The sequence below is a fragment of the Streptomyces sp. TE5632 genome (genome assembly GCF_054061295.1).
The window spans coordinates 6,237,118-6,250,897 of sequence record NZ_JBSSEA010000003.1 but is presented as its reverse complement, the minus strand read 5'-3'; the positions used below and the strand labels follow the sequence as shown (position 1 = coordinate 6,250,897).

Sequence of the window (13,780 nt, the reverse complement as noted above, 5' to 3'; positions counted from 1 at the left end):
GTGTCTCACCCGGTCCAGGGTGTGCTCGACCGAGCCGGGAGTGGCGGGCTCTGCCCCGAACCGCCTGACGTCCTCGTCGGCCGGGTTCTGCAAGCCCTGTTCGGTGGCGTGCACGGCGCCCCGGCCGAGCAGTACTGCGGGCAGTGATGGTGCCGGGCATCGGGCGCTTCCGCGCGGCCTCCGCATCCGCCCGTCCTCCCCCGGAGCAAGGCCGGCCAGGAACCGTCCGGTCCAGGCGGCCGGCCGCCCCCTCGGCGGTGCCCTGGCAGCACGTGTCGGTGGCGGGGCGGCGGCGTCTCAAGGCTCCCTATGTCCTTGGGGACTTCGCCGGCACGCACAGCCACGCGAGGCCTGCGGCGGTCAGGTAGGCGAGCGCGCCGATGGCCATGCTGGTGCGCAGCCCGGTGTCGTAGTCGGTGGCTGTGGCGAGCAGGCTGCCGCCGAGCGCCACGCCGGTGGCGCTGCCGATCTGGCGGGTGGTGTTGAACAGGGCGGAGGCGGCCCCCGAGTACGCCGGGGGTGCGGCACCCATCACGGTGGCGGTCGAGCCGGTGAGGGCGAAGGAGGTACCGAACCCCGCAGCCATCATCGGGACCACCAGCAGCGGGTAGGCGGGGTCGGCTCCCGCCGAGGCCCAGCCGGCCAGTCCCAGGGCAGCCAGGAGCATGCCGGAGATCACCAGCGGACGATCGCCGGTGCGGCGGGTCAGCCGTCCGGACAGGACGGAGGCGAACATGGTCATCGCCACCGCCGGGAAAAGCGCCAGTCCGGTTTCCAGGGCGCTGAAGCCGCGCTGGTGCTGGAATTCCAGGCTGGCGGTGAACACCATGCCGTAGAAGCCGAAGTTGAACAGAAGGCCGATGACGGCTCCGCCGCTCATCGTACGAGACCGCAGCAGACTCAGCGGAAGAACAGGGGACCGGGCCAGCCGTTCGCGCACCGCGAACGCCGCGGCGGCCAGCACGGCCAGGCCCACCCCGGCGAGAACAGCCGGATCGGACCAGCCCCGCCGTCCGGCCTCGTTGAGCGCCGCGATCAGCAGCGCCACCGCCGCCACGACCGCGCACTGCGCGGGCCAGTCCAGGGACCGAGCGGCGCGCCGGGGCGAGCGTGCCACATGCCGCAGCGTCAGCATCAGGCAGGCCACACCGACGGGCAGGTTGATGAGGAACACCCAGCGCCAGCCCCCCGCGGAGACGAGGAGGCCGCCCAGCAGCGGCCCGGCGGAGGCCGCGATGCCCGCCATCGAACCCCACAGTCCGAAGGCCCGCGAGCGTGCGGCCGGCGCCGGGTAGGCCTGCTGGAGCAGGGCCAGGGAACCGGGCACGATCAGCGCCGCGCCGAGCCCCTCCACCAGCCGGGCCGCAACCAGGAAGGGGGCGCTCGGCGCGGCCGCGCACGCGGCCGAGGACACGGTGAACACCGCCACGCCCGAGCAGAAGATCCGACGGTTGCCCAGCCGGTCGCCCAGCGCGCCACCGGTCAGCAGGAATCCGGCGAAGACCAGGGTGTACCCATCGGTGATCCATTGGATGCCGGTGAGCGAGGCCGACAGTTCCCTGCCGATCACCGGCACGGCGACGTTGATGACCGTCACATCCAGGATCACCATGAAATACCCGGCGCACACTGCCAGCAGCGGTGCCCAGGGCCGTCGCCCGGACCCCGGGGCCGACTCGGGAGAGGGCACGGACTCACCGCCACCGGCCGACTCCGCGAACGCCACTACCCCAGCTCCATCCCACCTTCGGGCGATCTACACAAAGATCCACAATAAGGGGCATGTCCTCCACGTCGAAGGAGCCGTGCTCACAAAGCCACCGGAGGCGCCACCTCCCTGCCCCGACCACCGGCGACGTCTGCTTGCGCCTTCTTGGCCCGCAGGTCAGAGGAGGTCGCGTGTAATGGTCTCGTTCCACGTGCGGGAGAACACGCGGCGCCCGCCCTCGTATCCGTCAAGGGTGGCGTCCACGAAGAACTGCGTCTCGTCGCACGTGAGCCGGGTGTGCGTCCCCACCCGCACGTCCCGGTCGTCGCGCCAAAAGCGCATGGTCCAGGCGGACTCACCGGTGGCGGACGTGAAGTCCTCGGCAACGGAGGCATAGCGTTCGCAGGCCCGGCAACCGACCTCCAGGCCGATGTCCTCGAGGCGGACCAGGCCCCGGTCCTTGACGGTCTCCAGCTCGGCGTTGTGTCCGACGAGGTCGCGCGTGACCAGCCAGCGCTCCTCCGGGTCCGTCAGCTGAGCGGCGGCCAGCGGCGGGGTGCCCTCCGGCTCGCCGAACGCGTTCCGTGGCAGCCCGTCGGGCGCGGTCGCGGGGCGGAGCGGCAGCGTGAGCGTGCTGGCGCCCTCGTACACGCTCAGCAGCACCGGCCGAGGCGGTGGCCAGGGGCCAGTACGACGTGGAGAGCGACAGCCGGATGCGGTGCCCGCGCGGAAAGGACCGTGCCACCGCACTGAGGTCGACAGTGGCTCGGTAGCGGCGGGCGGGTTCCAGCGCCTCGGGGGCGTCCCTGCCGTCGAGCCGGGTGAGGTTCAGGACGCCGTACGAGACACGGGTGACGCTGCCGTCCGGCGCCACGTCGGACAGCCTCGCGGCGGCCGTCGCGACCGGCTCGCTGACGGACAGGTCCAGTTCGACGGAGACAGGGCCCAGGATCTCCACCGGTTCGGTGAGCGGTTCGGTGTCGAACACCAGCGAGCCGCCGTCCTCCTCACGCCGGTCGTACGGGAGGTCCGGAGGCGCGTTGTACGAGGCCCACTTGTCCGCGAACTGTCCGACGGACAGCGGGGACTGCAGCGTCATCGGCTCCCTCTCGCCGTCGCCGCCCGCAGGCGACGATGCCCGAGCGGATCTCCTTGACGGCCGCACGGAACTCCTCCTGGTCCTTCACTCCGAAAGCCAGCTCCGACGAATACGCCGGCGCGGGCTTGAGCCACATCGGGAAGGTCACGCCGTCCGGTGGCACGGGATCGTCGGACTCCAGATCGACCATGCCGAAGCGCGGATGCCTGTCGGTGACCTTCTGCTGCTCCAGCCGGCTCCAGTGCCTGTGCTCGCACTTGACGACGGACTCCAGGCTTGTGCTGCGGGTCCCGTACCGTTCGGCCAGTATCGGGACGAGGGTGCTCACGGGGAAGTCCCAGTAACCGACGATCGCGTCGATGCTCTCCTCGAAGCCGTCGAGCACTCCTTCGGCCTTCTTGATCAGACCGTCCAGGGAGACCTCGCCGGCCTGAAGCTCCTCGATGGTGAGCATCTGATGGAACCGCAGCGACCGGGCGTCCGGCACCTCGTGCAGCGTCGGGAGGGTGGAATCCTCAAGACCGATCACAAAGATGTTCTTCTTCTCCACGGCTCCTCTTCCGGCCGACTCACGCTGTTCGTGACCCGCGTTGTCGTCCATCCCCGGGAGACGCCGGCAATCAGAACGGCCGCCTGCAGTCGGCACGCAGCCCCCCGGCAGGCCCGTCTTGACACTCCTCGCCCGGCCCGCACGCTCGCGGTGTGGGCGTCAGTCGCCCACATACGGCCGGGCCGGCACGCCGCGGTCGGTCCGCGGGAGGCGGGTGAGTCACGCCTCGCCCGGAAAGGAGCGTGACCGCCTGTATCGCGGTCTGCTCACATGCTCACGGCCTTGCCGCGGCCGGTCCGAAGAGGCCCTCCGGGTCGTACGCGGCGCGGGTGCGGGCGAGCCGCTCCTCGTGTGAGCCGAAGACCGCGTCCCCCAGCCGGCTCGCGTCCTCACCCAGCCCGGCGAAGTTGACGTACGTCCCGCCGCTCGAGAACGGCTTCATCGCGTCCCACGCCGAGCGTGCCCACTCGATCGCGGTCTCGTCGAGTGCCGGGTCCCGCCAGCCCGCGTCGATGCTCACGTTGTAGCGCGCGGACCGGTGCGCGAACGCGCTGTCGTCGGGGCCGACGCGCGCCACGGCGCCGCCCAGGGTGCGCACGACGATCAGGCTCTCCGGGGTCGGCCGCCGGGAGTAGCGGTCCACCAGGGTCCTGATGGCCTCGTCGCTCAGCTCGTCCATGAAGTGCGACTTCATGAAGTAGCGTTCGCCGTCGGGGAACCGCCAGGTGTTCGCGCTCTGCAGCGTGACGTAGGGAACGGTTCCGCTCAGGTCCATCAGCGGTGGCCCCAGTTCGCGTTGCGGTGCCAGCGCGGCGGTGGCGGCGCCGCCCGGTGGGCCCCCGTACACGGCGCCCACCATCACGCAGTTCGACCGGTGCAGTTCCGGCGGGATCGCGGGGTCCGCGGGGACGCTCCAGAGCAGGAGTTCCGGCGTGACCGTCTCCGGCGCGGAGTACGTCGCGTCCCGCCAGGCCCGCAGCACTTCCTCGGCGCGGTCGTAGGGGTGGAGAACCAGCACTCCGGCCACCTCGGGCCCGAGTGGGTGGAGGCCGAACTCGAAGGACGTGACGACTCCGAGGCCCCGGCCCCCGCCGCGCGCCGCCCAGAACAGCTCGGGTTCTTCCTCCCGGCTCACCGTGCGCACCGCGCCGTCCGCCGTGACGATCTCGAGCGAGCGGACGCTGTCGCAGCTCAGGCCGAACGTCCGCATCACAAAACCGAAGCCGCCGCCGAGCGTGAGACCGGCGATCCCGGTGGCCGAGATCTCCCCGCCCGGTGTGGCCAGAGCGTGCAGCTGGGTCTCGCGGTCGAGCTCACCCCAGGTCACGCCCGCCTGGGCCCGCGCGGTGCGGGCGGCGGGGTCGACGTGCACGCCCTTCATCTGCGACAGGTCGATCACCAGTCCGTCGTCGCACACTCCGCTGCCCGCCACCTGGTGCCCGCCACCGCGGATGCTGACCAGGGGACGGTGCTTGCGCGCGGCCCGTACCGTCCCGACCACGTCCGCCGTACCGGAGCACCGGGCGATGAGCGCGGGGCGGCGGTCGATCAGCCCGTTCCACACGGCCCGGGCCTCGTCGTAGCCGCGATGCCCCCGGTCGATCACCTCACCCAGGAGCGAGGAGCGAAGCTCCTCCGTCAGCGCCTGCTCCGCAGCGGCTGTGAGGACATCCCCCTGATGGTCCGGCATCTGCGTCACCTTCCTCGGGGTGCGCTGCTTGCTGCCGCCGTGACCCCTCACGCTAGTCCGGAGTGGCCGGGCCCGCACACCCGCCCGGCCACTCCACGGCGAGCACCCGCGACAGCGGGCTCAGGCCGACGGACTGGTCACACCGCTGCTTCGTGGACGGCTACGGCTGGGCGATGGTCCTCGACAGGGTCGGACGCCGGGGACGGGCACGCGGGGACACACGGCCATGAGGCATACGCGGATGGGCCGGTGGAGTGATCGGTTCCACGGATTGGCCCCGCGCCGGGCATGGATCACACGCATCCACACCGGGGCACTCGGCGCGAGCACTGGTGTGCAGGTGACCGAGAGCGAGAAAGGGGCGGAGCATGCCTGGACCACGACCGACGGCGGCCGAACCGGCAGGGCGCGCCGACGACCCGCTCACCGCTGCGGATGCCACGAGGGCCGTCGAGAGGGTCCTCGGAGCCGTCCTCGACGCGCGACTGCGCCGGGCCGGTGAGGTGGACGCGGTGTTCGCCCGTGACGTGGCCGGTCCTGTCACCGCGTTCGTCCGACGTGGCGGGAAGCGGCTGCGCACGGCGTTCGCGTGGTGCGGCTGGCGGGCCGCGGGTGGCACGGGCGACGCCACGGCGCTCCTGCGGACGGGAGCCGCGCTTGAACTGCTGCAGGCGTGCGCTCTCATCCACGACGATGTGATGGACGGGTCGCCGCTGCGCCGGGGCGGGCCGGCGATGCACGTGGACCTGGTCCGAATGCACCGCACGGCGCGGATGACCGGCTCGCCGGAGTCCTTCGCGACGTCCGCCGCGGTGCTCGCCGGTGATCTGGCGCTGGCGTGGGCCGACGATCTGCTGACGGAGGCGGCACTCGGTTCGCCGCACGGACCGCGGCTGTACCGCGAGTGGCAGGCGATGCGCAGTGAGATGGTCGCCGGTCAGTACCGGGACATCCACGCGCAGGCGACCGGCTCGTCCGGCGTCGACGACGCGTTGACCATCGCCACGCTCAAGAGCGCTCTGTACACGGTCGAGCGGCCCCTGGCGCTGGGGGCTTCGCTGGCCGCCGCCGACGAGTGGACCGTCGAATCGCTGCGCTCCGCCGGCCGGTGCGCGGGGCTGGCCTTCCAGCTCCGCGACGACCTCCTCGGTGCCTTCGGCGACCCCGAGCTGACCGGCAAGCCGACCGGTGACGATCTGCGTTCGCGCAAGCTCACCTATCTCCTCGCCGTGGCCCTCAGGCTTGCCGACGCCGCCGGGGACGAGGAGGCCGCGGTCGTGCTCGCCCCCGGCGCCGCAGCCCGGTCCGACGAGACCGTGGAGCGGATGCGGACGGCACTGGAGCGGACCGGAGCCCGGGCCGTGGTGGAGTCGAAGATCGAGGACCTGGCGGCCGCCGGCCTGCGGCACTTCGCCGGGACCGGTGCGGGACCCGCAGTGCAAGAGGAGTTCGCCTCGCTGGTCGAACGGGCATCGGGCATCGTCCCGGACCGCAGGAAGGAGAGCACGTGAGGACGGTAACCGGACGGACCGACCATGTCGTCGTGGTGGGGGCAGGCCTCTCCGGCCTCGCCTGCGCCCTCCACCTGCTGGGCGCAGGCAGGCGGGTCACCGTCGTCGAACGGGACGCCGTCCCCGGCGGCCGGGCCGGCCGGACGCGACTCGGCGCATACCGGTTGGACACCGGCCCCACGGTGTTGACCATGCCCCAACTGGTAGACGAAGCCTTCGCAGCCGTCGGCGACAGCCTCCACCATCGTGTCGAGCTCGTGGCCCTGCACCCCGCCTACCGGGCGTGCTTCGCGGACGGGACCTCTCTCGACGTGCACACCGACGGTGAGGCGATGGAGGCGGAGGTGCGGCGCTTCGCGGGACCGGTGGAGGCGGCGGGCTACCGCAGGCTGCGGGCCTGGCTGGAGCGGCTGTACCGGGCGCAGATGCGCCGCTTCATCGACACCAACTTCGACTCGCCCTTCCAGCTCCTGCATCCGGACCTGGCTCGTCTGGCGGCACTCGGCGGCTTCGGGCGGCTGGACGCCGGGATCGGCCGCTTCCTCTCCGATCCCCGTCTGCGCCGTGTCTTCTCCTTCCAGGCCCTGTACGCCGGAGTCGCCCCCGCCCGGGCCCTCGCGGCCTACGCGGTGATCGCCTACATGGACACCGTGGCCGGCGTCTGGTTCCCCAAGGGCGGCATGTACGCGCTGCCCCGCGCCATGGCCGAGGCGGCAGCCGGCGCCGGTGCCGACCTCCGGTGGTCGGCCGAAGTGAGCAGCCTGGAGCGGTCGGCGGGCCGGGTCACGGCGGTACGCCTGACGTCGGGTGAGCGAATCGCCTGTGACGCGGTGGTGCTGAGCTGCGAACTGTCCGCCGCTCACCGGCTCCTGGGGCGCACACCCCGGCGCCCGGTACGGCTGCGTCACTCACCGTCCGCGGTGATCCTGCACGCCGGGACCGACCGCACCTGGCCCGGTCTCGCCCATCACACACTCTCCTTCGGCACGGCCTGGGAGCGCACGTTCGACGAAATCATCCGCTCGGGGATGCTGATGAGCGACCCGTCCCTGCTGATCAGCCGTCCGACCGCACACGATGCCACCCTGGCGCCGCCGGGCCGGCACCTCCACTACGTCCTGGCCCCCTGTCCGAACACCACCGTCGGGCCTTCCGCCGCCGCCTGGCGGGACCTGGGCCCGCGCTACCGCGACAGCCTGGTCGCCGAGCTGGAGCGCCGGGGTCTGGAGGGTTTCGCGGACAGCATCGACGAGGAGATGCTGGTGACCCCTCTGGACTGGACGGCACGAGGTCATGCGGCGGGCAGCCCTTTCTCGGTCTCCCACACGTTCGCTCAGACCGGCCCCTTCCGCCCGCGCAACCTTGTACGCGGGCTGGACAACGTCGTGCTCGCAGGTTGCGGTACCACCCCCGGCGTCGGCGTCCCGACGGTGCTCCTCAGCGGCAAGCTCGCCGCCGCTCGCGTCACCGGTGGTGCCGCGGACATCAGCCGCCGCGCCTCCCGGCACCGGCCGGCCTCGGCCGGTGCCGCTGTCCCGTCCGCGCCGTCCGCGGCAGGCGCCGATGACCCGTCGTGAACTGGACGCCGCCGGGATCACCGATCCCGTTCTCCGCGCGGCCTACGCCCGGTGCCGGCGGCTCAACGCCCGCCACGGCAGAACCTACTTCCTGGCCACTCGGCTGTTGCCGCTGGAACGCCGCTCGGCCGTACACGCGCTGTACGGGTTCGCCCGCTGGGCGGACGACATCGTGGACGACTTGGACCGGAGCCGTACCTCCGACGAGCGCGACCGGTTGCTGAAGCGCCTGGAGAGCGACCTCACGCACGGGCTGCGCACCGGCGGCGGGAGGGAGCCCGTGGTGCGGGCCTTGGCCGACACCGTCGACCGGTTCCGCATCGAGCCCGCGCTGTTCGCCGACTTCCTGGCTTCGATGCGTGCCGACCTGACCGTCACCGACTATCCGAGCTACGCCGACCTGCGGGCCTACATGCACGGCTCGGCCGCGGTGATCGGGCTGCAGATGCTCCCGGTGCTGGGCACGGTCGTACCCCGCGAGGAGGCGGCGCCGCACGCGGCGGCCCTCGGGGTGGCGTTCCAGCTCACCAACTTCCTGCGGGACGTGGGCGAGGACCTGGACCGGGGCCGCGTCTACCTGCCGGCGGACCTGCTCGCCGCCCACGGTGTGGACAGGCCGCTGCTGGAGTGGAGCCGGCGCACGGGGCGGCGCGACCCGAGGATCCGAGCGGCGCTCGTCGCCGCCGAGGCGATGACCCGGGACGTGTACCGGTCGGCGGAACCGGGCATCGCCATGCTCGACCCGCGGGTGCGCCCCTGCATCCGCACCGCCTTCGCGTTGTACGGCGGCATTCTCGACGCGATCGCGGACCACGATTACAGCGTGCTGCATCACCGTGCGGTGGTGTCCCGCGCTCGGCGCGCGGCCACCGCCGCAGCAGGTGCCGTCCAGGTGGCCGGCGCCCGGTGGCGCGACCGCGTGCCGCATCCGCCCCGGGTGGCGGGCGGCACGTCACACGAGCGGAAGGGGCAGGACAGTGAGTGACCGAGCGGGCAAGCGCTGGACATCGCCGTTGCGGCGGCGCCGTGGCCCGGGCTGGGCGGCGCAGACTCCGACGTGGCGGCAGGCGCGGCCGGCCGTGATCGCCGAAGCGCTCAAGCGGGCGTCCGCACGGCCCTTTGGCAACTGGTTCGTGGTCGGCGCCTCACGGGACGTGCGCGTCGGTGGGCGCCCGTGCGGTCGGACGGTGGGTGGCGTCGAGGTCGTGCTGTGGCGCTCGGAGACGGGAGCACTGCACGCGGGTCCGGGCGCCTGCCCGCACCTCGGGGCGCCTCTGCGGGACGGCCGGGTGGTCTGCGGCACGCTGGTGTGCCACTGGCACGGACTGGCCCTGGACGGTGGTCCGTTCACCGGCTGGAGCCCCTACCCCGCGCACGATGACGGGGTGTTGGTCTGGGTGCGTCTGGACACGGTGGGCGGTGAGGCGCCTTCGGACCGTCCTGTGGTGCCGGTGCGTCCCGCCGTGGACAGCGCGGTGGACGCGGTCTTCACGGTCGTCGGACGGTGTGAGGCGCAGGACGTCGTCGCCAACCGGCTCGACCCGTGGCACGGCTCGTGGTTCCATCCGTACTCGTTCGTCGACTTGACGGTGGTGCGGGAGCCGCAGGGAGACGAGGACGACGCCTTCGTCGTCGACGTCTCCTTCCGGGTGGCGGGGCGCCTGGTGGTGCCCGTGCGGGCCGAGTTCACCGCGCCCGGTCCGCGCACGGTCGTCATGCGCGTCACCGACGGCGAGGGGGCGACGTCCGTGGTGGAGACCCATGCCACGCCGCTCACCGGCGAGGCCTGCCGGCAGCCGCGGACCGCCGTGGTCGAGGCGGTCCTCGCCACCTCCGGGCGGCGCGGCTTCGAGCTGGCCCGGGGAGCCGCCCCGGTACTGCGCCCGCTGATGCGTCGTACGGCCGGGCGCCTGTGGCGCGATGACATGGCGTACGCCGAGCGTCGCTGGGCGCTGCGCAGTACCGGACGGTTCCCGGGGTGAGCTCGTCGGTCACGGGTGCGTGCGACGCCCCGCGAGTGTGCCGAGGGCCCGCAGCACGGGGGAACGGCCCGCCCGGGGAACCGTCCACAGCACCTGCCCGCGGACACCCCAGGTGGCGAGCAACGCGCCTGCCGCCAGGAAGCCGGTGGTGGCGGCGCGTTCCATGAGCGCGACCGGGAGGTCGCAGCGGATCGCGTCGCCGGCCAGCGTCACCCGTGGGTGGGGGGTCCGCACGGTGGGGCGCCGGTGGTGGGAGCCGACGGGGAAGAGCGGGCAGTCCGAGCGCCACTCGTGCCGGGTGTCGACGATGTGCGCCTCGCGGGTCTCCGGGTACACCTCGTGGAGACGGTCGACGAGCGTGCTCCGCACTTTCTCCGGTTCGGCGCCGGCAGCGAGGGCGTAGGCGTGCAGCTCCACCACCGAGCCCCGGTTCCGGGCGGCCCAGCGCGCCGCCTCGTCCTCGTAGCGTTCCAGGACGCTGATGTTGTCCAGGCCTCCGTATCCGCTGGTGCCGAGGAAGCCGGGGCGGTCGGCGCGGACCGGCCGGTCGAGCCAGAGCCGGGAGACGAGGAACGGCGGTGCCGTACGCAGGGCGGCGATGTCGTCGCGCCAGGGGGCGGTGCCCAGGCCGGGTGACGCTGCGACGAGCCGGCGCAGAGCGCCGGGGTCGAGGGCGAGCACCGCTGCCTCGTGGGGGTGTACGGCGGTGTCGGTCTGCACCTTCACTCCCCCGGTGTCGTGGGGTTGGACGCCGTGCACGGGTGTGCCGGTGCGAAGGGTGGCCCCGAGGCGCTGGAGATAGTCGCCCAACGGCTCCCAGAGTGCCTGCGGGAAGGGGGCGTTCGGCACGTCGAAGAGCAGCCCCTCCGCCGAGCCGAGGAAGTAGATGTGGAACATCAGCAGCAGTTCCGCGGCGGACAGTTCTCGCGGATCGGCGAAGAAACTGCGCGAGAACACCTCGAACGCGAGGTGGTGCGCGGCCTCGGGGAAACGGACGCCCTTCAGGAACGTTGTCGCGCTGATGCCGTCGAAACGTTCGTAGACGTCGGGCACCCGGACGTCGAGGAGGGGCAGCGCCGCCCGTGCGTCCATGGTGGCAAGGTCCCGCCAGCCGAAGGCGGGGCTCAGGGCGACGAATCCGAGTGCGCTGAACGGCGGGGTTCTCGGCACCCGGGCGAAACTGTCGCTCAGGCCGCCGCTGTGCCGCAGGGGGTAGTCGGGCAGCGGGGTGAGCCGCGCGAGATCGGGGTCGGTCCGCCGGAGCAGGCCGCGCAGGTTGTAGTACTGGCGGAAGAAGGCGTGGAAGCCGCGGCTCATGGTCGCTGCGGAGCCGTCGGCCAGGCGGGTCCGGCGTCCGGCGAGCCGGCCCCCGAGTGCTTCCTCCCGTTCGTAGAGAGTGACCCGGGCGCCGCGCTCGGCCAGCAGAGCAGCTGCGGCAAGACCGGCGATTCCGCCCCCGATCACGGCGACCGACGGCGCGTCCTCCCGCTCGAACCGGTCCCGGCCGGGCGCGGGCGTCAGCACCTCGGCCTTCCGGTCGCGGCCCCGCCGGGCGCCACCGTACGAGCGGGCGCTCACCGGGTCTGCTCCCCTGCCGTGGTGGAGCCGTTGCGCGCGAGGAACGTGTGCACGATGCCGGTCTGCCAGCCGGCGACGGGCGTGGCGCGCACGCCTGTGAAACCGGCCCGCGTCAGACGGTCGGCGAAGGCCGGTGCGGTGTCGAAGGCGAGGACGCCGCGCCACAGGTGGCGGTACAGGGCGCGGTCGCCGGCGAGCGTGCCCGCCGGGACGATCACGCCTCGGCACACGGCCGTCCACAGGGCACGGTGAACCGGTGAGCCGCTGAGGCTGTACTCGTGGACGGCGAGGCGCCCACCCGGTCGCAGCAGACTTCGGACCGCGGTGAGGACCCGGTTCGGGTCGGTGACGTTGCGGAACAGGTAGGCGGCGAACACCGCGTCGAGCGGGCCTTCTCCGGCCTTCGCCATTTCTCCGGCGGTCAGGTGCAGGAAGCGCACGCGAGCGGGCCGGGGTTTGGCCCGTGCGCGCCGCAGCGTGCCCGAAGAGGCGTCGACGGCCGTGATCCGGGCCCGGGGCGCGGCCCGCAGCAGGGCCCGGGTGGACGTACCGGTGCCGCAACCGAGGTCGAGGACGTGCAGTCCCGCTCCGCCGTCCGGCAGCCGGAGCCGCCGGGCCGAGCGGAGCAGACCGGTGCGGTAGCCGGGGTTGAGAGCCGTGAGGCGGTCGTAGGTGTGCGACGCGTGGTCGAAGGCGCGTGCCAGGTCGTGGTCGCGCAGCAGTGTCATCGGTGGCTCTCTTCGGATCGTGGGGCGGGGCGGGTGCGACGCGGCAGGAAGGGCAGTTCGACGGCGGTTCGGAGCATCGGGCCGACCGGGGTCCGCAGTCCGATGCCCCACTCCTCCAGGGGTGAGGTGGCACCGTCGAGGAAGCGCAGCAGTCGTTCCGGGGGCGTACGGCGGAACAGGGTGGTGAAGAAGTCGGGGCCGTCGATCCGCCCGGTGTCCAGGGCCCGCAGCAGGACCGCGTCCATGGCCAGCGCACGGCGTCCGTGAGGTGCGGGCACTGCTGCCGTGCGCCCCTCGCGCAGGGCCGCGGCGATGGCCCTGCTCTGCCGCTGCACCGCGGCGAAGGTGTAGCCCGTGGCGGGGCGGGTGGCGCCGCCCGCCGCCCCGATACGGAAGACGGCCGGTCCGACGCGCCGGGGGAAGCGCGCGTCGGTCATGGGGATCACTCCCTGCTCCGCCGCGTCCACCGTGAACGCGCCGAGCTTCAGGATCTCGCGGCCGTAGTGGCCGAGCGCCGCCTCGTACTCCTCGGTGGACAGCGGCGCCCGGGAGAACTCGGTGTACTCGACGAGCGCCTGGTCCGGCGCCAGCGGGAGGACGTAGCCGAAGGCGAGGCCGTGGCGCGGTTGCGGCAACCGGAAGTCCATCAGGTCGGCGACCTCGGGATCGAACCGGTTGTCGTCGGTGCGTACGAACCAGCCGCGGAAGTGCTGCAGCAGGTGCGTCCGGGCCGGTGGCAGAGCGCGCAACGGGCGGGAGTCGAACACGTGGCGGGCGCGCAGCGTCAGTGTCCGTCCGTCGGGTGCCGTGCACCGGACTTCCGCCCCGTCGGACACGTCGCGCACCGTGTCCGCCGTCGCGCGCAGCAGGTGCACACCGGGAGAGCGAGCCAATCGGGAGTGCACCCAACGCTCGAACGGTGCGGACCGCAGCATGCGATAGCGCAGGGGGGCCGGGTCGACGGTGACCTCGCTGCCGTCGGCACCGCGGACGCGCAGCCGGGACCAGGATGCGGTGATCGCTTCATCGAAGTCGCCGGTGCCCTGGTCCCAGTAGCACCAGGTTCGCTCGGGCGGACGCGTCGGCCCGTCCGGCGGTTCGACGACGGTCACGGTGGCGGTGCCGTTCTCCGTCAGCCGGTACGCGAGGCTGAGGCCGGCCGCGCCGCCGCCGACGATGAGCACATCGGATGTGCCGGCGGGAAGTGCGGGGGGCCGGCTCACCGGGCCCGCCGTTCGGCGGTCGCACCACCGAGAACACCGGTGGCCCCGGCCACCGGAACACACGCACCGTTGACGTCCACGTTCACTCCGAGTACCAGATCGACGAGTCTTTTCCAGTCGGCGTCCCTTCAGGG

The 13,780-nt window shown here is 72.7% G+C and carries 9 protein-coding genes and 2 pseudogenes; 4 read left to right on the top strand and 7 right to left on the bottom strand.

Going from position 1 to position 13,780, the window contains the following annotated elements:
• Positions 1-307 precede the first annotated feature (307 nt).
• The 4 genes and pseudogenes from ACVW19_RS33765 to ACVW19_RS33750 all read right to left on the bottom strand — a co-directional run bounded on the left by ACVW19_RS33765 (position 308) and on the right by ACVW19_RS33750 (position 5,047).
• Positions 308-1,726, bottom strand: coding sequence for an MFS transporter (locus tag ACVW19_RS33765; protein ID WP_457464384.1), 1,419 nt, complete (start codon positions 1,724-1,726; stop codon positions 308-310).
• 159 nt (positions 1,727-1,885) lie between these two features.
• Positions 1,886-2,828: pseudogene (locus tag ACVW19_RS33760) on the bottom strand (CocE/NonD family hydrolase C-terminal non-catalytic domain-containing protein); the annotation flags it as partial.
• Positions 2,743-3,408 (bottom strand): annotated as a pseudogene (locus ACVW19_RS33755) (ATP-grasp domain-containing protein); the annotation flags it as partial. The pseudogenes ACVW19_RS33755 and ACVW19_RS33760, both read right to left, overlap by 86 nt.
• A gap of 223 nt (positions 3,409-3,631) precedes the next feature.
• Positions 3,632-5,047 carry an FAD-binding oxidoreductase gene (locus ACVW19_RS33750; protein WP_457464383.1) on the bottom strand — a complete coding sequence of 472 codons (1,416 nt, stop codon included), beginning with the start codon at positions 5,045-5,047 and terminating at the stop codon, positions 3,632-3,634.
• A gap of 368 nt (positions 5,048-5,415) precedes the next feature.
• Here ACVW19_RS33750 and ACVW19_RS33745 point away from each other — a divergent pair, with 368 nt between their 5' ends.
• Genes ACVW19_RS33745 through ACVW19_RS33730 form a run of 4 tightly spaced genes read left to right on the top strand, consistent with a single transcriptional unit; the run spans position 5,416 to position 10,117 of the window.
• Positions 5,416-6,558 carry a polyprenyl synthetase family protein gene (locus ACVW19_RS33745; protein ID WP_457464381.1) on the top strand — a complete coding sequence of 381 codons (1,143 nt, stop codon included), beginning with the start codon at positions 5,416-5,418 and terminating at the stop codon, positions 6,556-6,558.
• Positions 6,555-8,135: a phytoene desaturase family protein gene (gene crtI, locus ACVW19_RS33740; protein ID WP_457464380.1), complete on the top strand. Its 1,581-nt coding sequence runs from the start codon at positions 6,555-6,557 to the stop codon at positions 8,133-8,135. The genes ACVW19_RS33745 and crtI overlap by 4 nt, the downstream gene beginning before the upstream one ends.
• Positions 8,122-9,120, top strand: coding sequence for a phytoene/squalene synthase family protein (locus tag ACVW19_RS33735; protein WP_457464378.1), 999 nt, complete (start codon positions 8,122-8,124; stop codon positions 9,118-9,120). Before crtI ends, ACVW19_RS33735 begins: the two co-directional genes overlap by 14 nt.
• Entirely contained in the window at positions 9,113-10,117 is a 1,005-nt protein-coding gene (locus ACVW19_RS33730; protein WP_457464376.1) for a DUF5914 domain-containing protein, read from the top strand. The genes ACVW19_RS33735 and ACVW19_RS33730 overlap by 8 nt, the downstream gene beginning before the upstream one ends.
• A 9-nt stretch (positions 10,118-10,126) precedes the next feature.
• On the opposite strand, the gene ACVW19_RS33725 is transcribed toward ACVW19_RS33730, so the two are convergent.
• The 3 genes from ACVW19_RS33725 to ACVW19_RS33715 are packed head-to-tail and all read right to left on the bottom strand — an operon-like array spanning position 10,127 to position 13,646.
• Positions 10,127-11,695 (bottom strand): FAD-dependent oxidoreductase, encoded by a 1,569-nt coding sequence (locus tag ACVW19_RS33725; protein WP_457464374.1) that lies wholly within the window; start codon positions 11,693-11,695, stop codon positions 10,127-10,129.
• On the bottom strand, positions 11,692-12,423 hold the full coding sequence (locus ACVW19_RS33720) for a methyltransferase domain-containing protein (protein ID WP_457464372.1): 732 nt from the start codon (positions 12,421-12,423) through the stop codon (positions 11,692-11,694). Before ACVW19_RS33720 ends, ACVW19_RS33725 begins: the two co-directional genes overlap by 4 nt.
• On the bottom strand, positions 12,420-13,646 hold the full coding sequence (locus ACVW19_RS33715) for a lycopene cyclase family protein (RefSeq protein WP_457464370.1): 1,227 nt from the start codon (positions 13,644-13,646) through the stop codon (positions 12,420-12,422). The genes ACVW19_RS33720 and ACVW19_RS33715 overlap by 4 nt, the downstream gene beginning before the upstream one ends.
• Positions 13,647-13,780 lie beyond the last annotated feature (134 nt).